Genomic DNA, 19449 nt, shown 5'->3' on the forward strand with positions numbered 1-19449 from the left:
TGCCGGTCCCTTTGCATTTCAAGGTTGTGCATTCATGAACTCTCCCGCCCTGTCCCGCCTGTTGGCCATCATGGCGCGCCTGCGCGATCCTGAAAGCGGCTGCGAATGGGATGTGGCGCAGACTTTCGCCACCATCGCCCCCTATACGATCGAGGAAGCCTATGAAGTGGCCGATGCGATCGAGCGCGAGGACATCCCCGCCCTGCGCGAGGAATTGGGCGACCTGCTGCTGCAAGTGGTGTTCCATAGTCGCATTGCCGAGGAAGCGGGCCATTTCCATTTCGACGATGTGGCCGCCGCGATCAGCGACAAGATGGAAGCGCGCCACCCGCATATCTTTGGCCAAGAGGATAACGAGGGCCAATCGCGCGAAATCCGCTGGGAAAAACTGAAGGCAGAAGAACGCGCGGCCAAGGGCGCTACCAGCGCACTGGATGGGGTGGCTCTTGCCCTGCCCGCGCTGATGCGGGCGGAAAAGCTGCAAAAGCGGGCGGCAAGGGTCGGATTTGACTGGCCCGATGTAGCCGGCCCTGCCGCCAAAGTGGCGGAAGAGGTGGAAGAATTGGCGCAGGCGCAAAGCCAGCAACATCGGATCGAGGAGGCAGGCGATTTCCTGTTCGCCGCCGTCAATCTGGTGCGCGCCTATAGCATAGCGCCCGAGGAAGCTCTGCGCGCCGCCAACGCCAAATTCGAGCGCCGCTTTCACGGTATGGAGGCTCTGGCCCGCGAACAGGGCGTGGATTTCGCCAAGCTGAGCCTCGATGAACAGGAAGCGCTTTGGCAGGCAGTGAAAAAGCAGGAGGCCTGAGCGTCAGGCCTCCCACCTTACAATTGCAGGAAACGCCCGAATTCGCGGGGCGTTAGGCGCACAGTCATGCGGCGATAGGTTTCATCCTCGGCATCCGCCTCATCCTCCAGCACCTCGCCATGGGCGTGGAGCCACGCCAGGCGCAGACCATCCGACACCGGCAGCGTAAAGGAATGTTCGCGCGCATCATCGGTCAGAAGACGATTGGCGGCGGCCAGCAATTCCTCGCAGCCCTCGCCCGTCAGCGCGGAAAGCGGGACGACCACCTCATCCTCATGCGCAGCCTCACGCGCAGCATGCCACAGATGGGCGGCGCGTTCAGGCTCCAGCAGGTCCCATTTGTTCCACACTTCGATGATCGGAACCTGCGGCGCCTGTGTGCCCTCCTCCAGCAAGCCCAGATCTTCCAGCACGGAAAGCACCTGCGCCTTCTGTGCGGCTGTGTCAGGATTGGCTATGTCGCGGACATGGACCACCACGTCCGCCGCCGTCACTTCTTCCAGTGTAGCGCGGAAAGCGGCCACCAATTGCGTGGGCAGATCGGAGATGAAGCCCACCGTGTCCGACAGGATCGCCTTGTCCAGACCGGGCAGGCGGATCGCCCGCATGGTCGGGTCCAGCGTGGCGAACAGCAGGTCCTGCGCCATCACATCCGCGCCGGTCAGGCGGTTGAACAAAGTGCTCTTGCCCGCATTGGTATAGCCGACCAAGGCGATCACCGGCCAAGGCGCCTTCTCGCGCCGGTCACGGTGCAGCCCGCGCGTGCGGCGCACCTGCTCCAGCTCGCGGCGGATGCGCGCCATGCGGTCGCGGATCATGCGGCGGTCGGCCTCGATCTGGGTTTCCCCCGGACCGCCAAGGAAGCCGAAGCCACCGCGCTGACGCTCAAGGTGAGTCCAGCTGCGCACCAGACGGCCCGCCTGATAATCCAGATGCGCCAGTTCGACCTGAAGCCGCCCTTCCGCCGTGGCCGCCCGCTCGCCAAAGATCTCGAGGATCAGGCCCGTGCGGTCGATCACCTTGCGTTTCAGCTTTTCCTCAAGATTGCGCTGCTGCACCGCCGATAGCGCGCCATCGACGATGATCAGATCCGCCTCATGCAGGGTGCAGGCGGTGGCGATGTTCTGGATCTGGCCTTCGCCAAACAAGGTGCCGGGCCGCGCCTCGCGAATGGGCAGAGGAAAAGCGTCGGCGATCACCAGCCCGATGGCCAGTGCCAAACCCTTGGCTTCCTCTACCCGCGATTCGGTGTCCGTTGCGCTGGCCCGCCCGCGAAATTCGGGGCAAACCACCAGCGCACGGGCGCCTCTTGTGACCTCACCGGTCAATTCATCAGAAATAATCAGGCTCCTGCGTCTTCTTCGCCGTCCCAATCACCGGTCAGATCGACCGGACCCAGCGGCTGAATGGTCGATACGGCGTGCTTATAGGCAAGCTGCACATAGCCTTCGCGTTCCAGCATCATGCAGAACAGGTCATAATTGGCCACGCGACCCTGCAACATCACGCCATTGACGAGGAACATCGTCACCTGAACGCTGGACGAGCGGATCGAGGACAGGAACACATCCTGCAACAGGCGGGCCTTCTTGCCATTTTCCGCGCCTTGCGAGAACAGGCGGGTGTCGATGGGCTGGCTGGGCATGATGGTCGAAACAGCGTGCTTATACACCAGCTGCGACTGGCCATCACGGCGCAACAGGATCGAAAAATTGTCGAACCACGTCACAATGCCCTGCAGCTTCACGCCCTTCACAAGGAACATGGTCACAGGGGTCTTGTTCTTGCGCAGATAGTTCAGGAACTGGTCCTGCAGGTTCTGGCCACCTTTGCCCACCGGCAGGGGGGCAGGGGCGGCAGTTTCCACGGCGGCGTTTGCGTCTTCCACCTCGGTCTCAACCGGCTTGGAACGAGGACGGGCGGAAAGAGTGCGTCCGGTGGTCGTCATGGGCTTTTTACTCCTATGTTTGTTGGCGGCCGCCAATACGGTCCGCATTCTGGACCGGCCATGAAGGGAGCCGGTCCGAAGTCTTGTGCCTCTTCTCTATCGCTTCGCAGTCGCAGCGTAAATGGGCTTTTTGACGCTATAGTGACCAATGTGGGACGTATTTCCGCAATCAGGGCGCGATCTAATCCTCGCCTTCCTCGTCATCGCGCTTATCCACCATGCCCAACAGCTTCAACTTGCGGTGAAGAGCAGAGCGTTCCATCCCGATAAAGGCCGCCGTTTTGGAGATATTTCCCGAAAAACGGCGGATTTGTACGCGCAAATATTCCCGTTCGAAATTCTCGCGCGCCTCGCGCAGCGGCACGCCCATAAGGGTGGACATGCCCCCGTCACCGGCCATGCGCCCATGGTTGATCTCGGCGGGCAGCATATCCAACTCTACGCGGCCCAATCGGTCACGCGGGGCGAGAATCACTGTCCGCTCCACCACATTGCGCAATTGGCGCACATTGCCGGGCCATTCATAGGCCTGCAAAGCCGCCATCGCCTCCAAGGAAATATCCGGCGGGGGCAGGCCATGCTCATTGGCATAACGGGCAAAGAAATGGTCGACCAGAGCGGGAATATCCTCGCGCCTTTCGGCCAGCGATGGCACCACCACCGGCACTACATTCAGGCGATAGAACAGATCCTCGCGGAACCGCTTTTCAGCGATTTCCTTCTCCAGATTGCGACTGGTGGAGGAAACCACCCGCACATCCACCCGCAATTGCCGGTTGCCACCCACGCGAACAAAGGCCTGATCAGTCAACACCCGCAGGATGCGCGCCTGTGTGGACAGCGGCATATCGCCCACTTCATCCAGATAAAGCGTGCCGCCATCGGCCAGTTCCAGCAGACCCGCCCGCAGCAATTGGCCATTGGCTTCCTCGCCGAACAGCTCCTCCTCAAACCTCTCCGGCGTGATCCGCGCCGAATTGACCGAGACAAAGGGCTTTTCCGCACGCGGACTCCACGAATGGAGCAGGCGCGCCGCCACCTCCTTGCCCGCACCGGACGGGCCGGAAATCAGCAAGCGGCTGCCGGTGTTGGCCACGCGCTTCAGCGTGGCGCGCACATGGTTGATCGTGCTGGAACTGCCTTGAAATTCGGTGCCCTGTTGCGCCGTATCCAGCTTCAACCGCGCATTTTCACGCCGCAGCTTTTCGGTTTCGGTGGCACGGGCCACCAGATGCAGCAGACGTTCGGTTTCAAAGGGCTTTTCAATAAAGTCCACCGCACCGCGACCAATCGCCGCCACCGCCGTGTCAATATTGCCATGGCCGGAAAAGATGATGACCGGCAATTCCGGCTCGCGCAGCTTGATCGCGTCCAGCACTTCCAGCCCGTCCATCGGGCTGCCCTGTAGCCATACGTCCAGCAGCACCAGCGAAGGGCGCCTTGCGTCCACCGCCGCCAGCGCCGAGCCGCTATCGCCTGCCGTGCGGCACTCATAGCCTTCGTCGGACAGGACGCCTGCGACCAGCTCGCGGATATCCTTCTCATCATCGACGATCAGAATTTCGACAGCCATGCTGCTCACCACCCTCTCACTTGATTAAACGCCATGTTCCGCAGCCTCTTCATCATGCAGCGGATCGCGGGCAAAGCGCAAGCTGACGCGGGTGCCGCCGCCGTCCACGCTGGCAAAGCCCATTTCGCCGCCATGTTCCTCCACAATCTTTTTCACGATCGCCAGCCCCAGCCCCGTGCCCTTTTCGCGGGTGGTGACATAGGGTTCGACGATCCGCTCACGGTCCTGCGGCAGACCGATGCCATTGTCGGTAATGCTGGCCACCACGCTATCGCCCTGCACGGTCAGCGCCAGTTCGATCTGGCCCCTATAATCCGCATGGGCAATTTTCTGCTTGGCTTCAACAGCTTCCGTTGCATTTTTCAAAACATTTGTCATCGCCTGACCAAATTGGTGGCGGTCGCAAGCGATCAGGCCCAGATCATCCTCCACCCGCATGGTGAAGACAATGTCGGTGCGCGCCACTTCCTGCAGGAACAGGGCCTGACGCGCCAGATCGGCGGGGTCCTCGGTGCGGAACACCGGCTTGGGCAGGCGGGCAAAGGAGGAGAACTCGTCCACCATCTTGCGCAGGTCGCCCACCTGCCGGATGATCGTGGCGGTCAATTCCTCGAACAATTCGGGCGCCTCCACGATCTGGCGGCGATAACGGCGGGACAGGCGCTCGGTGGCCAGCTGGATCGGGGTCAGCGGGTTTTTGATTTCATGCGCGATGCGCCGCGCCACGTCGGACCATGCCGCCTGCCGCTGGTCAAGCAATTGCCGCGTGATGTCTTCAAAGGTGATCACATGGCCGCTGATGGCGCTGCCGCTGCGGTTGGCCGTCACTTTCACCGCCAAAGTCATCAGATCGCCGCCACGGTCGGCGGGCATGCTATATTGCACCACCCCACCGCCCTTGCCGCGCCCCTCGCTGTCGGACAGCATGGTCAGCAATTGGGGCGCGATATCGGCCAAGGGCTTGCCCACAGGCGCGCCATCCTGACGCCCCAGCAGCAGCATTTGCGCCGAGGAGTTCATCAGCCGCACACAGCCCAGCGCATCGAGCGAGATCACCCCCGCAGTCACCGATTCCAGCACCGCCTCCATAAAGGCGCGCCTTTCATCGATCTGCAAATTGGCGCGGACAAGGGCCGCCGTCTGGCGCTCGATCTGTCCTGTCATGCGGTTGAAGGCGCGGTTGAGCAGGCCGATTTCGTCGCTGCTGGCCTGCCCTTCGATGCGGATGGCGTAATTGCCATCGCCCACTCGCCGAGCAGCCCCCACCAGCGCATAGAGCGGCTGCACCTGCCTGTCGGCAAAGCGCAGAGCCAGCCAGACCGACAGGCCCACCAAAGCCAGCGACACCACAAACAGCGCGATATTAAACCGCAACTGGAGCAAACGAGCTCTTTGCGTCAGCACCTGATAGGCGCGCACGATATTGTCGGCACGCCGCCCCTGACTGATCGCCAACAAGTCGGAGGTGCGCGCGGCATAGAGGTATAGCCCGCTGCGCTGGTCGATCAGGGTTACCGCCTCGATCCGGTCGGCTTTGGCATTGACCACAATCGGCTCGCCATTGTCGATCCTGCGGCGCTCCTCGGGCGTGATGCGAACCCGCGCGTCATCCTTGGTCGGATCGACAATCGCCACCGTGATCATATGCCCATCGGGCGCCTTTTGCTGGATCGCCACTTCGTCCAGCCCGCGTTGCAACACCTGATAGGACAGGCTCTGCTGGAACTCGAGGCTAACAATATTGGTCTGGCTTAGGATATAGCGCAGGTCGCTGGTCATCGCGATGGCTTCGTTGGAAACGTCGCGCTGCGATTGCTCGTAATAGCCCTGCGCCAGCTTGTTCGCGTTTTCCAGCAGTCCGCGCGAATTGTCGGAGAACCAGAATTCCACGCCCGACTGGAACAGCCACGAGGCGAAGATCACCACCAGCAGCGTTGGCACCGCCGCGATGACCGAGAACAGCAGCACCAGTTGGGTATGCAATTGCCCCTTGCCGCCAATGCTTTCCGCCGCGCGCCGCACCGCCATGCCGCGCCCGATCAGCACCAGAATGGCCATGGCCGGCACCAAAGTCGCCACCAGCAAAGTGGCGGTCATGCCGGTGGGCAGCAGTTCGCCCTTGGCCGACTGGTCCGAAACCGCCAGCCAACTGGCCAAAGTAGCGCCAAGAAAGGCGACAACCGAGGCCACCCAGATATAGGGAATGACATTGGTCCGCCGCACAGCGATGATCGCCCGTCGCAACCAGCGCGGATATTTGCGCGAAACCTTGATCCCTTGCGATGCCATCGTGTCCTGATTACAACGACACTGTGGCACAAATGCAAGGGAAAAGCGTTCGCTAGACCAAATGCCTGCCCATCACACCGGACGGCGCAGGAAATGGTCGGGATCAATCGCCAGATCGACCAGTCGTTTTCGCAAAGTATTGCGATTGATCCCCAGAATTTGCGCGGCGCGCAACTGGTTGCCGCCGGTCTGGCCAAGGATTTCGGTGAAAAGCGGCTTTTCAAACGCGGCCAGCGCCGCATCATAGATCGTGCCCGCCGCAGGCTGATGCGCGGCCAGCCACAGCGCCACCGCCTGCTCAAGGCTGACCGGCCCGCCGGTGGGCGCTTCCTCCGCCCGCGACGGCGCGATCAACATCGGTTCCAGCGCGGCGGCGTCGATAATATCCTCACGCGCCAACAGGGCGAGGCGGTAGATGAAATTGCGCAACTCGCGCACATTGCCGCGCCAAGGCTGCTGCGACAGCAGGATCAACGCTTCCTCGGTCAACTGGCGGCGCGGCAGCCCCTCCCCAGCAGCCAGCACGAGGAAATGGCGGGCCAAGGCAGGAATGTCATCGGCGCGCTCTCGCAAGGCAGGCAGGTGGATCGGCACCACATTCAGGCGGTAATAAAGATCCTCGCGGAACTGGCCCGCCGCGATCATTGGTTCCAGATCCTTGTTGGTGGCGGCGATAATGCGGGTGTCGATCCGCACTTCCTCGCGCCCGCCCACGCGGCGGATGCTGCCCGATTGCAAAGCGCGCAGCAGGCGGGTCTGGGCCTGCATCGGCATATCGCCAATTTCGTCAAGGAACAAAGTGCCCCCCGCCGCCTGCTCGAATTTGCCCACATGGCGCGCCACAGCGCCGGTAAAGGCGCCTTTCTCATGGCCGAAAAGCTCGCTTTCGATCAGATCCGCCGGAATGGCCGCCGTGTTCACCGCCACAAAGGGCCCGTGCTGGCGATGGCCCAATTGATGGATCGCCTCGGCCACCAATTCCTTGCCCGTGCCGGATTCGCCAAGGATGAGCACGGTCAGATCATTGCGCAAAACGCGGGTGATCATGCGATAGACCGCCTGCATCGAGGCAGAACGCCCTACCAGCGGCAGCCCCTGCCCCGCTTCATCCTCCAGCCCGATGGCTCCGGCCTGCCCGCTCTGGCCAGCGGCCTGGCGCACCGTCCGCACCAATTCGTCAATGTCGAAAGGTTTCGGAAAATATTCAAACGCGCCTTTGTCCGAGGCCCGCACCGCCGTATCCAGCGTGTTCTGTGCGCTCAGGATGATCACTGGCAGATCAGGATGGGAAGCGCGAACCTGCCCCAGCGATTCAATGCCGTCGCCATCGGTCAACATCACATCGGTCACTAGCGCGGAATAGCGCCGCTCCAGCAACAGCCGGTCCCGCCCCGCGATGGAATCGCAACGGGCCACATCAAAGCCCTCGGCCTCCAACGCGGCGGTGATCACAATGGCGATGGACTCATCGTCCTCAACCAACAGGATGCTCATGGCTTAATCCTTCATCCGCAGCGCAGGCGATGGCGCAACCGGCAAATGCAGGCGAAAATGGGTCCAACCGCCCACATCGTCGCGGTCATGGGTGATGCGGCCATTCATGTCGCGCACCAATTTGCGCACCAAGGCCAGTCCCAACCCCTGCCCCGATTTCTTGGACGTGACAAAGGGTTCGAAAATATGGTCGCGCACAGATGTGTCGATGCCCACGCCATTGTCCGACACCCGCACCTCGATCGGCAAACGAACCGCCTTGCCGCGATCGGTGGCGTGCAATTGCAGGCCGGAAACGAAACGGGTGCGCACGATGATACGGGGCCTGGCCTGATCGGCCACAGCCTCGCGCGCGTTGGACAAAAGGTTGATCAACACCTGCACCAACCCATGCGCGCTGCCCAAAACGGGGGGGAGCGAGGGGTCGAACTCCTCCTCGATACGCGGGGCGGTGCCTGCGGCTTGCAGGATGGAACTGGCGCGGCGGATCGTCTCGTGCAGATTGCAGGGTTCGACCGGCTCGGTGGTGCGGCGGCTCAAGGTCTGCATCTGGTCAATGAGCTTGGCGATGCGGTCCACCTCATCGGCGATCAGATGGGTCAAGGCCTGATCCTTGCCGGTCACCTTGCGCGCCAGCAATTGCGCCGCCCCCCGAATGCCCGCCAAAGGGTTCTTGATCTCATGCGCCAGAATTTCCGGTCCGCGCAGCACGCCCTGCCCATCGGCGGGCATGGCCTGCCCCAAAGGCTCCACCGCCGCGCTATCGCTCAACGTCAGCACTTGCCAGCCCGCGCTATCCACCACAGGCGAGGTGGAAATATCCACGCGGCGTCCGCCTTGCCCCGGCACTTGCGCATCCACATGGCGCGCGGTGATCGGCGCGTCACTCTCGGCCAGACGCTCCATCAACCGCGCATCGTCCAGCATGAACACTTCATGCAAAGACCGACCCAACAAGCGCCGCTGGCTCTGCCCCAAAAACTGCTCTGCCGCCGGATTGGCCAAAGATATCTTCTGCCCCGGCGCCAACAGGATCACCGCTTGCGGCAGGCTGGCCAGCATTTTGCGCGCATCCGGCGGAGGCGCAACATAGGGTTCCATCAGGCGGCCTGATCCAGCAAGGGCGCAAAGAATTCCGCCAGCGCGGCCTTTACGTCCTTGGGGTCCTCCATGAAATTGGCCTTGTTGCGGAAAGCTGCCGATCCGGCCAGCCCATGCGTGTACCAGCCCAGATGCTTGCGGAACATATGCACGCCGGTCTTGAAATCATAATGGGCCAGCATGTCGTCATAATGCTCCAGCAGAACGGCATAGCGTTCGGCCAAAGCGGGATCGGCCTTGCGCTCGCCCGTGGCCAGCCAATGCATCATCTGACCCAACAGCCAAGGCCTACCATAAGCCCCGCGCCCGATCATGATGCCATCCGCGCCCGATTGCTCGACAGCGGCGGCCGCGTCTTCGATCGTGCAAATATCGCCATTGACGATGACCGGAATATCCACCGCCTCTTTCACCTTGCGCACAAAGGCCCAATCGGCGCTGCCCTTATACATCTGGTTGCGGGTGCGGCCATGAACCGTCACCATCTTCGCGCCCAGATCCTGCGCCACGCGGGCCAGAGCGGGGGCGTTGAGGCTGTCATGGCACCAACCCATCCGCATCTTCACCGTGACCGGCACATCAACCGCCTTGACGCAGGCCTCGATCAAACGCGCCGCCAGATCAGGCACGCGCATGAGCGCCGAACCGGCATCACCATTGACCACCTTGCGCACGGGGCAGCCCATATTGATGTCGATAATCGCCGCGCCCTTGTCCTGAGCAATTCGGGCCGCCTCGCCCATCTGCTCGGGCTCGCAACCGACCAGCTGCATCGACACCGGCTCTTCCACCGGATCCCACGCCGCCTTCTGGATCGACTGGCGCGTTTCACGGATAGCGGCGGGCGAGGCGATCATTTCCGTCACGTTCAGGCCCGAACCATAGCGCCGCACCATCCGCCGGAACGGCAGATCAGTCACCGCCGTCATCGGCGCCAGAATGACCGGACAGTCGATCCGCACCGGGCCAATGTGGATAGGGTTAAGGGTCGGTGGCACCGGCGTGTCGGTCATAGCTGTCTCATTCATGGGCGTGCCTAAAAAGTGGGCAGCGCATAAAGGATTGCACGGCGCGCGGCAAGGGATTACCGGCGCGAGCGATGGAGCCGCAAGCGAATCCCCCTATGACGTCCAAAGTCGCCGCGCTGGTGGTTGCGGCGGGCCAAGGCTTGCGCGCGGGCCAACCCCTGCCAAAACAATTCGCTAACTGGCGTGGTAAGCCGGTTGTGCGTCATTCGGTCGAGGCTTTGCTGGCGGCGGGCGTCGCGCCGGTTCTGGTGGTGATACCCCAAGGTGCAGAGGAAATCGCCGCCACCTGCCTTACCGGCCTTGATGGTGTGGGCTTTGTTACCGGCGGCGAAACGCGGCAGGATTCGGTGCGGGCGGGGCTGGAAGCCTTGGTCAGTGATGCGCCGGAACTGGTGCTGATCCATGATGCCGCACGCCCTATCCTGCCTTTGGCGGTGATCGAGCGACTGGTGGCCGCGCTGGCGCTGGAGGCGGGTGCAATCCCTGTGCTGCCCGTGGTGGACAGCCTGTGCCATGCCGAGGGCGCGGTCATGGGCGCGCCGGCCAAGCGCGAGGCTCTGCGCCGCGTGCAAACCCCGCAGGCTTTCCGCTATGCCGATATTCTGGCCGCGCATCGCGCTTGGACTGGCGCCACACTGGCAGGCGATGACGCGCAAGTGGCGCAGGCCCATGGGCTGACCGTAGCGCTGGTGGATGGAGACGAGGCTTTGCACAAGTTGACCTATGCCAGCGATTTTGCCCCCGCCCTGCCCCTGGTGCGGATGGGCACGGGCTATGACGTCCACCGTCTGGAAGATGGCGAGGAGCTGTGGCTCTGCGGCGTTAAAATCGAGCATCATCAGGGGCTTTCGGGCCATTCCGATGCCGATGTGGCCATTCATGCGCTGGTGGATGCCATTCTGGGCGCCTGCGCGCGCGGCGACATTGGCCAGCATTTCCCGCCCAGCGATCCGCAATGGCGCGGGGCCTCGTCCGACCGTTTCCTTGCCCATGCGGTGAAACTGGCGGCGGAGGCGGGCTATGGCATCGGCCATGTGGATGTGACCATCATTTGCGAAGCGCCCAAGATCGGCCCGCACCGCGAAGCCATGCGTGCGCGTCTGGCGGAAGTCATGGGCGTGGATCTCGGTCTGGTCAGCGTGAAGGCGACCACCACGGAAAAGCTGGGCTTTACCGGTCGCGGCGAAGGCATTGCTGCCCAAGCGGCTGCCACTTTGGTGCGCCTGTGAAGCATTTTGCGCGCCTGTTGATGGCAACGATTACGCTGCTGCCCGCTGTGGCGCAGGCGGCGGAAGCGCCCTGTCTGGCATCAGCCGATGCGGCGGCCATTGTGGCCTATGGGCTGCCCGCCGCGCTGGAAGGTGCGCGCAAGACTTGTCAGAACAAGCTGGGCGAGGATGCATTCCTGCGCAGCCCAAAGGGCGCGGCCTATATCGAAGGCTTCAAGGCGGCCAAACCCACCCTGTGGCCCAAGGCCAAACCGGCTTTGGCCAATCTGGTCGCGGTTGGTTCCTCGCAAGCCTCCGCCGTGATCACCTATCTGCCCGATGCCCTGCAACAGCAGATGGTGGACGCCATGGTATCGGGCGTTGTGGCCGAAAAATTTCCTGCCGAACGTTGTGCCACGCTCAACCGTTCGGTTGCCCTCCTCTCCCCCCTTCCCCCTTTGGCCATGGCCGAGGCGATCAGCATGGTCGCCGGTCTTGGCGCGCAATTGGGGGAGCGTAACGCCGGACGTATCCGGATCGGAAAGATTGCGATTTGCCCATGACCCAGTCGATCTTCTTCCCCGCCGAAATCTATGATCTGGCGGCGCAAGTCATTGCGGAAAATCTGGCGCTGGGCCGCAAGGTGGTGCTGGCCGAAAGCTGCACCGGCGGGCTGGTGTCGGCCGCACTGACCGAGGTGCCTGGTTCCTCTGCGGTCGTGGAATGTGGTTTTGTCACCTATTCCAACGAGGCCAAGCAGAAGATGCTGGGCGTTTCGGGCGATATTATCGACACTTTTGGCGCGGTGTCCTGCGCCTGCGCATGGGCCATGGCGCAAGGCGCGCTGAAAAATTCCAACGCCGATGTGGCGGTGGCGATCAGCGGCATTGCTGGCCCCGATGGCGGCACCGCGTTGAAGCCGGTCGGTTTGGTGGTGTTCGCCAAGGCCGAGCGCAACAGCGATGAAGTCGTCGCCGAAGAGCGCAACTTCCCGCCCACGGGCCGTGGCGAAATCCGCGCCGATGCGGTGAAAGTGGCGCTGGAGCTGCTGCGTCCCGGCGCCACGCTGGAGGGTGAAGGCGGCTGCGAGGTGGAGTTCTAAGCCGCTTTTGTCCCGTAAAGCTCGGCGGCTCTTTCCTCAAAAGCCGCCACCATCTTACGGAAGGCGCGGTCGAAATACTGCCCCGCCAGCTTTTCAAACATCGGGTTGCGGAAGGTGAAGCTGACTGCGAAGTCCAGCTCGCAACCACCTTCCACATCACGAAATTGCCAGCAATTGTCGAGGTCGCGCATCGGCCCGTCGACATAATGCACCACCAGCTTGCCCGGCCTTTGCATCATCACGCGGCTGGTGAACTTTTCCCGCAGCATTTTAAAGCCCACCAGCATGTCGGCCACCATTTCATGGCCGTCATTGCTTTTGACGCGTGTGGCCACCACCCATGGCAAAAACTCGCCATAGCGGCCAACATCGGCAACAAGGTCAAACATCTGCTCGGCCGTGAAAGGCAGGCGGCGCACTTCGTGGATCGAGGGCATAACGGGATCAGGCCTTGGCTGCGGCCTTGGCCAGTTGCGCTTCACGCGCGGCCCGCATTTGCGCGAAATCCTCGCCCGCGTGATAGGACGAACGGGTCAGCGGGCTGGCCGCCACCTGCAGGAAGCCCTTTGCACGAGCGATAGCACCATAGGCAGCAAACGCGTCCGGCGTGACGAATTCCTTGACCTCGGCATGCTTGGGCGTGGGGCGCAGATATTGACCCATGGTCAGGAAATCGATCTGCGCGCTGCGCATATCATCCATCACCTGATGCACTTCCAAACGCTGCTCGCCCAAGCCCAGCATGACGCCGCTCTTGGTAAAGATCAGCGGGTTATGTGCCTTCACCTCTTCCAGCAGGCGCAGCGAGGCATAATAGCGCGCGCCGGGGCGAATGGTGGGATAGAGACGGGGCACGGTTTCCAGATTGTGGTTATACACATCCGGCCCTGCGGCGACGATAGCCTCGATCGCGGGGCGCATCTTGTTGCGGAAATCGGGCGTCAGGATTTCGATCGTGGTGTTGGGCGTATTCTTGCGCAACTCGTTGATCACCTTCACGAACTGGCCCGCGCCACCATCGGGCAAATCGTCGCGGTCCACCGAGGTGATAACGATATGTTCCAGCCCCAGCTTGGCCGCAGCCTCGGCCACATGGGCCGGTTCCAGCGGGTCCACCTTGCGCGGCATGCCGGTCTTGACGTTGCAGAAGGCACAGGCGCGGGTGCAAACGTCGCCCAGAATCATCACCGTGGCGTGTTTCTTGGTCCAGCACTCGCCAATGTTGGGGCAAGCGGCCTCTTCGCACACCGTGTTCAGGCCAAGCCCGCGCATCAAATCGCGCGTATTGCCATATTCGCGGCTGACGGGAGCCTTCACGCGGATCCAGTCCGGCTTGCGCTGGCGTTCTGGCTTGGGAGACTCAGGCGATGTCTGGGGAGAAAGGTCGTTCATGGCGCCTGCAGATAGGCCGATGTTGCCCCCCTTTCCAGTGCAATCTTTGCCTTTTGGCTACAGTTTTTGGTGACAGCGCCTTTGGCTGACCCACCCTTTTCACCCTCTTGCCAAGGCGGGGATGACGGGCCATGGAGCGGGCCATGGATACTGATGGAACCTCCCCCTCGCCCGCAGCGTCCCCTATCGACCGGCTGATCGCCGGCTATCGACGCTTCCGCCACACTGGCTGGCATCCTCGCCTCGAACGTTGGGAATCTCTGCGCCAAAGCCAGAAGCCCGAAGTGATGGTGATTGCCTGTTCGGACAGCCGCGTCGATCCGGCCCAGATCTTTGACGTCGATCCGGGCGAGATTTTTGTGGTGCGCAATGTGGCGGCCTTGGTGCCGCCTTTCGAAACGACACCGGGCCATCATGGCGTATCGGCGGCGCTGGAATTTGCGGTGCAAGTGCTGAAAGTGCGCGAGATTATCGTGCTGGGCCATGGCATGTGCGGCGGTTGCAAGGCGGCCCTGTCGCAGGAATTGCAGGGCTGCAAACCGGGTGAAGGTGGCTTTGTCGCCGACTGGATCTCGCTGCTCGACCCTGTGCGCGAGGCGGTTGTGGCCGAACATGGCACGGAAGGGCGCCCCGCCGAAAAGGCGATGGAGCATGCAGGCGTCAAGGTCAGCCTGACCAACCTGCGCAGCTTCCCTTGCGTGGCGCATAAAGAAGCGGCGGGCACGTTGAAGCTGCGCGGCGCGTTTTTTGCCATTTCCGATGGCGTTCTGCATTTGCTGGACGAGGAAAGCGGGCAATTCCAGCCCGCCGACTGATCACCCCAACAGAAAGGGCGGCCCGCCAAGGCCGCCCTTTCCATTTTTTAGAGCCTTGAAAGGCTGGACTTACTTGCCAGCAGCCTTCTGCGCAGCGAACGTGCTCCACAGCATGGCCATGCCCTGACGAGCGCCTTCGACCTTGCCAAAGCTTTCCTGCGCACCGGCATAATCGCCAGCATCCACCTGCGCGATGCCCAGACGGGTCAGCACAACCGGCTTGTCCACATTGGCCTTGGTCAGCGCCAGTTTGTACAGTTCTGCAGCCTTCGCACCTTCGCCATAGGACAGGAAGGCGTCGCCCGCACCGGCCAGCGTGGCTGCGGTAGCGTTGGGCATACGGGCGTCCTTTTCCAGACCGGGCAGCGAGGCCTTGTCGGGAGCGATACGCGGCGTGGCCACGCGCAGGGCTTCGGCATAGAAGGTCTTCTTGGCGTCCACCATGCCAGCGGCCACACCGGCATCGATCACAGCCTTGACTTCACCGGGGTTACGACGAGCGTCAGCAGCCTGCACGAATTCGCCATAGTCGCGTTCTTCGGCAAAGCTGTTGGTGCGGGCCATCAGACGCATCAGGTCAATCGTGTCCTGCGAAGGCAGGCGGGCCAGATCGCGCAGAACGGCAATCGCGGCCGACCAGTTCTGCTTGGTGGGATAGCCCTTCACCAGCTTGGCAGCCACGCTCACGGCGGCAGGATAGTCATTGATGGTATAGGCAGCGCCCAGAGCGCGGCGATACCAGCCTTCGGGAGCCGAAGCACCGGCGGCGTCAATCGCCTTGATCAGGACGGGCAGACCTTCCTTGTCCTGCTTTTCCTGGAAATAGGTTTCGGCCAGCAGCACCAGCGGATCGGCGCCCTGATAGCCAGCAGCCACAGCCGCCTGCAGCGAAGCGCGGGCAGCGGCATATTCCTTGGCTTCATAGGCAAAGTTGCCGGCATAGAAGTGCAGCTTGGGCAGCATGTCGGGAGCGGCCTTGCCGCTGGCGATCATCAATTCCACGCCCTTGCGCTGGATCGCGTTATCCTGGGCAAGGCTGCCGATCTGGATGCCGAAATTGCCAACGGCGAACTTGTCGTCCGGTGCAGTGGCCAGCGGGGCCACCTTTTCGAACTGGGCCTTCAAATCGGCCAGACCTTCGGGCGAAGGAGCCTTCTTGACCTTTTCGATCGCAGCCTGCAGCGGGCCAGCGGCGGCGATAAAGGCCTTGGAATAGGCAGGAGCAGGCGCAGCAGCCATGGCCGGCGACGCGCCAAGCCCGGCAATGCCCAACGCCAGAGCCGAAGCCAGCGCAACACGCGACAAACGCGAGCGGAAAGCGGTCATTTCAAAACATCTCCTCTAGGCCCGTCAGGCAACACGCACCCGTGCCCTGAAACGGGGTATCATGGTGATTGCGCGTGGTTTGGCGAGGAAATTCCACCTTGGCAACCGTCCACATGCATGGCGGGCTGCGCATGAATGCGAATTGAACCGACACCGCCCCCGATCGAACCGGATGGGCACAAGCGCCTTGTGGAAAAAGGCGGATTTCTGACCCTTTCACCGCGCGGAACGCTGGCTTTGCCCGATGCAATCGCCTAGAGCTAGGTCTACTTCCCTTTTATATAGACAGAAAAAACCCGCGTGAGCGACGACATCATCCTTACCGATCCCGCCGGACAGCCCTCTGGCCCCATGGGCGAATTCACGCGAGTCGACATCGTCGACGAAATGAAGACCAGCTATCTCGATTACGCGATGAGCGTGATCGTGGCGCGCGCCCTGCCCGATGTGCGCGACGGGTTGAAGCCGGTGCATCGCCGCATCCTGTGGACCTGTCACGAAAACGGATTTACCCATCAAAAGGCCTATCGCAAATCGGCGCGTATCGTCGGTGACGCGATGGGTAAATATCACCCGCACGGCGACAGCGCGATCTATGACGCCTTGGCGCGCATGACGCAGGACTGGTCGATGCGCCTGCCCCTGATCGATGGTCAGGGCAACTTCGGCAGCATGGACCCCGATCCGCCAGCCTCGATGCGCTATACCGAAGCGCGTCTGGCCAAGGTGGCTGACAGCCTGCTGGCCGATATTGACAAGAATACCGTCGATTTCACCCCCAACTATGACGGCAGCGAGCATGAGCCTCAGGCCCTGCCTGCGCGTTTCCCCAATCTGCTGGTCAATGGCGCGGGCGGTATTGCCGTGGGTATGGCCACCAATATCCCGCCGCATAATCTGGGCGAGGTGATCGACGCGACCTTTGCCGTGATGGACAATCCGGCGATTACCACCGACGAGTTGATGCAGATCGTGCCGGGACCTGATTTCCCGACGGCGCCTTTGATCCTCGGCCAAGGCGGTGCGCGCAATGCCTATAACACCGGCCGTGGCAGCATCATCATGCGTTGCCGCCACGAGATCGAGGAAGGCCGCGGCGACCGCCGCTCCATCGTGCTGACCTCGATCCCCTATCAGGTGGGCAAGAGCGGGCTGGTGGAAAAGCTGGCCGAAGCCGCCAAGGAAAAGCGGATCGAGGGCGTTTCGGACATCCGCGACGAATCGAACCGCGAAGGCGTGCGCGTGGTGATCGACCTGAAGCGCGATGCCACGCCGGAAGTGGTGCTTAACCAGATCTGGCGCAACACGCCGGCGCAAAGCTCCTTCCCCGCCAATATGCTGGCCATTCGCGGCGGACGCCCCGAAGTGCTGGGGCTGAAGGATTTCCTCACCAGCTTCATCGCCTTCCGCGAGGAAGTGATCACCCGTCGCACCAAATTCGAACTGAACAAGGCGCGAGACCGTGCGCATATCTTGCTCGGTCTAGTGGTGGCGGTCACCAATCTGGACGAGGTGGTGCGCATCATCCGTGGCGCGCCCAACCCGGCCGCTGCCCGCAATGCCTTGTTGGCGCGCGAATGGCCGATGGGCGAAATCGCACCCTATATCCGCTTGGTCGAGGCGATTGAGGAAGGCGGCGATGAAGTGTCCGCGCCCAGCTATCGCCTGAGTGAAATTCAGGTGAAGGCCATTCTGGACCTGCGCCTGCATCGCCTGACCGCGCTGGGCCGTGACGAAATCGGCAATGAATTGGAAGGCCTGGCCAAGGCGATTGCCGAATATCTCTCGATTCTGGCCGACCGCGTAAAGCTGTATGGCGTGATGCGTCAGGAACTGGTGGAAGTGCGCGCCGCTTTCGCCACGCCGCGCCTGTCGCAAATCACCGCCGCCGCCGATGGTATTGATGACGAGGATCTGATCGAGCGCGACGACATGGTCGTGACCGTGACGATGGACGGCTATATCAAGCGCACGCCTCTCAGCACCTTCCGCGCCCAGGCGCGTGGCGGCAAGGGACGCGCGGGCATGGCCACCAAGGATGAGGATGCCGTGGCGACCATGTTCGTCACCACCACCCATAATCCGGTGCTGTTCTTCTCGACCGCGGGCAAGGTCTATCGCCTGAAGGTTTATAAGCTGCCCGAAGGTGGCCCTGCCACGCGCGGTCGCCCGATTGTCAACATGCTGCCCGCACTGGACAAGGATGAGACGATTGCCACCGTGCTGCCATTGCCCGCCGATGAAGCGGAATGGGGCGCGTTGTCGGTGGTATTCGCCACCGCCAAGGGCAATGTCCGCCGTAACAATATGGATGCCTTCGCCAATATCCCCAGTAATGGCAAATTCGCCATGCGCTTTGACGAGGATAGCGAAGACCGCCTGATCGGCGTGGCATTGTTGAGCGAAAGCGACGATGTGTTGCTGGCCAGCAAGCAGGGCAAGGCGATCCGCTTTGCCGCCGATGATGTGCGTGAGTTCACTTCGCGTACCTCGACAGGTGTGCGCGGTATGTTGTTGAAGGATGGCGATGAAGTAATCTCGCTCTCCATCCTGCACCGCGTGGGCGCCAGCAGCGAGGAACGCGAGGATTACCTGAAATTCGCTCCCTGGAAGGGCGAGAAGGAAGGCGAACCCGCCACCCCCGCCGAACGCATGGCCGAACTGGCCGAGCGTGAGCAGTTCATCCTGACCGTTTGCGCCAATGGCTATGGCAAGCTGTCCTCGGCCTATGAATATCGCCGCACCGGTCGCGGTGGTCAGGGCATCACCAATATCGACAATATTGCCCGCAATGGTCAGGTTGTCGCCAGCTTCCCCGCCAGTCAAGCCGACCAGCTTATGCTGGTGACCGATCAGGCCAAGCTGATCCGCCTGCCGCTGACTAGCCTGCGCGTGATTGGTCGTGGCTCGGCCGGTGTTCGCCTGTTCAATGTGGCTGACGCCGAACAGGTGGTATCCGCCGTGCGCCTTGCCGAGAGCGAGGGCGACGAGGAAGGCGAAGTGGCGGAAGGTCAGGCCGAATGAGCAAAATCGCCTATAAAGTGCTGACCAAGGACCAGATGGCGGAGTTTCTGCGCGAGCAGAGCTTCGCCGGAGCGCCGGTGGATCTGGACGATGGCTATATCCACCTTTCCGCAGAGCCGCAGTTGGCCGAAACCATCGACAAGCATTTCGCAGGTCAAAGCAGCCTGTTTGTAGCTGCTGTTGATCTGGACGCCTTGGGCGATGCGGTGAAATGGGAGGAATCGCGCGGCGGCGCCTTGTTCCCCCATATCTATGCCGAACTGCCTTTGTCTGCCGTGCCTGCCTATGGGCCGCTCAGCCGCGAGGATGATGGCACGGTGATCCTGCCGGGCACTTGAACT

General features: G+C 62.1%; 17 protein-coding genes. 7 read left to right on the forward strand and 10 right to left on the reverse strand.

Annotation, left to right across the window (positions count from 1 at the left end; translation table 11 throughout):
- Nucleotides 1-34 precede the first annotated feature (34 nt).
- The gene (gene mazG, locus EOE18_RS05450; RefSeq protein WP_127707023.1) at nucleotides 35-808 is read left to right on the forward strand and encodes a nucleoside triphosphate pyrophosphohydrolase; all 774 of its coding nucleotides are present in this window, start codon (nucleotides 35-37) and stop codon (nucleotides 806-808) included.
- A gap of 17 nt (nucleotides 809-825) precedes the next feature.
- Here the strand turns inward: mazG and hflX are convergent, their stop codons facing one another.
- The 7 genes from hflX to dusB all read right to left on the reverse strand — a co-directional run bounded on the left by hflX (nucleotide 826) and on the right by dusB (nucleotide 10226).
- On the reverse strand, nucleotides 826-2148 hold the full coding sequence (gene hflX, locus EOE18_RS05455; RefSeq protein ID WP_127707418.1) for a GTPase HflX: 1323 nt from the start codon (nucleotides 2146-2148) through the stop codon (nucleotides 826-828).
- A gap of 2 nt (nucleotides 2149-2150) precedes the next feature.
- A complete protein-coding gene (hfq, locus tag EOE18_RS05460) occupies nucleotides 2151-2756 on the reverse strand; it encodes an RNA chaperone Hfq (protein ID WP_127707025.1) in 606 nt (201 codons plus the stop codon).
- 181 nt (nucleotides 2757-2937) lie between these two features.
- A complete protein-coding gene (ntrX, locus tag EOE18_RS05465) occupies nucleotides 2938-4329 on the reverse strand; it encodes a nitrogen assimilation response regulator NtrX (RefSeq protein ID WP_127707027.1) in 1392 nt (463 codons plus the stop codon).
- A gap of 24 nt (nucleotides 4330-4353) precedes the next feature.
- Nucleotides 4354-6618 (reverse strand): sensor histidine kinase, encoded by a 2265-nt coding sequence (locus EOE18_RS05470; RefSeq protein ID WP_127707029.1) that lies wholly within the window; start codon nucleotides 6616-6618, stop codon nucleotides 4354-4356.
- A 72-nt stretch (nucleotides 6619-6690) separates the two neighbouring features.
- Nucleotides 6691-8112 (reverse strand): sigma 54-interacting transcriptional regulator, encoded by a 1422-nt coding sequence (locus EOE18_RS05475; RefSeq protein ID WP_127707031.1) that lies wholly within the window; start codon nucleotides 8110-8112, stop codon nucleotides 6691-6693.
- 3 nt (nucleotides 8113-8115) lie between these two features.
- Nucleotides 8116-9213, reverse strand: a complete 1098-nt coding sequence (locus EOE18_RS05480; RefSeq protein ID WP_246027274.1) for a two-component system sensor histidine kinase NtrB — start codon at nucleotides 9211-9213, stop codon at nucleotides 8116-8118.
- Nucleotides 9213-10226, reverse strand: coding sequence for a tRNA dihydrouridine synthase DusB (dusB, locus tag EOE18_RS05485; RefSeq protein ID WP_127707422.1), 1014 nt, complete (start codon nucleotides 10224-10226; stop codon nucleotides 9213-9215). Before dusB ends, EOE18_RS05480 begins: the two co-directional genes overlap by 1 nt.
- 110 nt (nucleotides 10227-10336) lie before the next feature.
- Between dusB and EOE18_RS05490 the strand changes: the two genes are divergently transcribed.
- From EOE18_RS05490 to EOE18_RS05500, 3 genes are read left to right on the forward strand one after another with little or no spacing between them, the layout of a single operon-like run.
- Nucleotides 10337-11470 carry a bifunctional 2-C-methyl-D-erythritol 4-phosphate cytidylyltransferase/2-C-methyl-D-erythritol 2,4-cyclodiphosphate synthase gene (locus tag EOE18_RS05490; protein WP_164852666.1) on the forward strand — a complete coding sequence of 378 codons (1134 nt, stop codon included), beginning with the start codon at nucleotides 10337-10339 and terminating at the stop codon, nucleotides 11468-11470.
- Nucleotides 11467-12012 (forward strand): hypothetical protein, encoded by a 546-nt coding sequence (locus EOE18_RS05495; protein ID WP_127707035.1) that lies wholly within the window; start codon nucleotides 11467-11469, stop codon nucleotides 12010-12012. Before EOE18_RS05490 ends, EOE18_RS05495 begins: the two co-directional genes overlap by 4 nt.
- Entirely contained in the window at nucleotides 12009-12551 is a 543-nt protein-coding gene (locus tag EOE18_RS05500; RefSeq protein ID WP_127707037.1) for a CinA family protein, read from the forward strand. Before EOE18_RS05495 ends, EOE18_RS05500 begins: the two co-directional genes overlap by 4 nt.
- Here EOE18_RS05500 and EOE18_RS05505 read toward each other — a convergent pair.
- Together EOE18_RS05505 and lipA are read right to left on the reverse strand one after the other, a co-directional pair.
- Nucleotides 12548-12988, reverse strand: coding sequence for a type II toxin-antitoxin system RatA family toxin (locus EOE18_RS05505; RefSeq protein ID WP_127707039.1), 441 nt, complete (start codon nucleotides 12986-12988; stop codon nucleotides 12548-12550). The two genes, EOE18_RS05500 and EOE18_RS05505, sit on opposite strands and share 4 nt — an antisense overlap.
- 7 nt (nucleotides 12989-12995) lie before the next feature.
- Entirely contained in the window at nucleotides 12996-13943 is a 948-nt protein-coding gene (gene lipA, locus EOE18_RS05510; protein WP_127707041.1) for a lipoyl synthase, read from the reverse strand.
- Nucleotides 13944-14086: 143 nt separating this feature from the next.
- Between lipA and EOE18_RS05515 the strand changes: the two genes are divergently transcribed.
- Nucleotides 14087-14758, forward strand: coding sequence for a carbonic anhydrase (locus EOE18_RS05515; RefSeq protein ID WP_127707043.1), 672 nt, complete (start codon nucleotides 14087-14089; stop codon nucleotides 14756-14758).
- Between the two features lie 69 nt (nucleotides 14759-14827).
- On the opposite strand, the gene EOE18_RS05520 is transcribed toward EOE18_RS05515, so the two are convergent.
- The gene (locus EOE18_RS05520; RefSeq protein WP_127707045.1) at nucleotides 14828-16084 is read right to left on the reverse strand and encodes a hypothetical protein; all 1257 of its coding nucleotides are present in this window, start codon (nucleotides 16082-16084) and stop codon (nucleotides 14828-14830) included.
- A 351-nt stretch (nucleotides 16085-16435) separates the two neighbouring features.
- Here EOE18_RS05520 and gyrA point away from each other — a divergent pair, with 351 nt between their 5' ends.
- The gene (gene gyrA / locus EOE18_RS05525) at nucleotides 16436-19108 is read left to right on the forward strand and encodes a DNA gyrase subunit A (protein WP_127707424.1); all 2673 of its coding nucleotides are present in this window, start codon (nucleotides 16436-16438) and stop codon (nucleotides 19106-19108) included.
- Nucleotides 19105-19446, forward strand: a complete 342-nt coding sequence (locus EOE18_RS05530) for a DUF952 domain-containing protein (protein WP_127707047.1) — start codon at nucleotides 19105-19107, stop codon at nucleotides 19444-19446. The genes gyrA and EOE18_RS05530 overlap by 4 nt, the downstream gene beginning before the upstream one ends.
- Nucleotides 19447-19449: the final 3 nt, after the last annotated feature.

This window comes from Novosphingobium umbonatum, from assembly GCF_004005905.1.
Taxonomy (GTDB): domain Bacteria; phylum Pseudomonadota; class Alphaproteobacteria; order Sphingomonadales; family Sphingomonadaceae; genus Novosphingobium; species Novosphingobium umbonatum.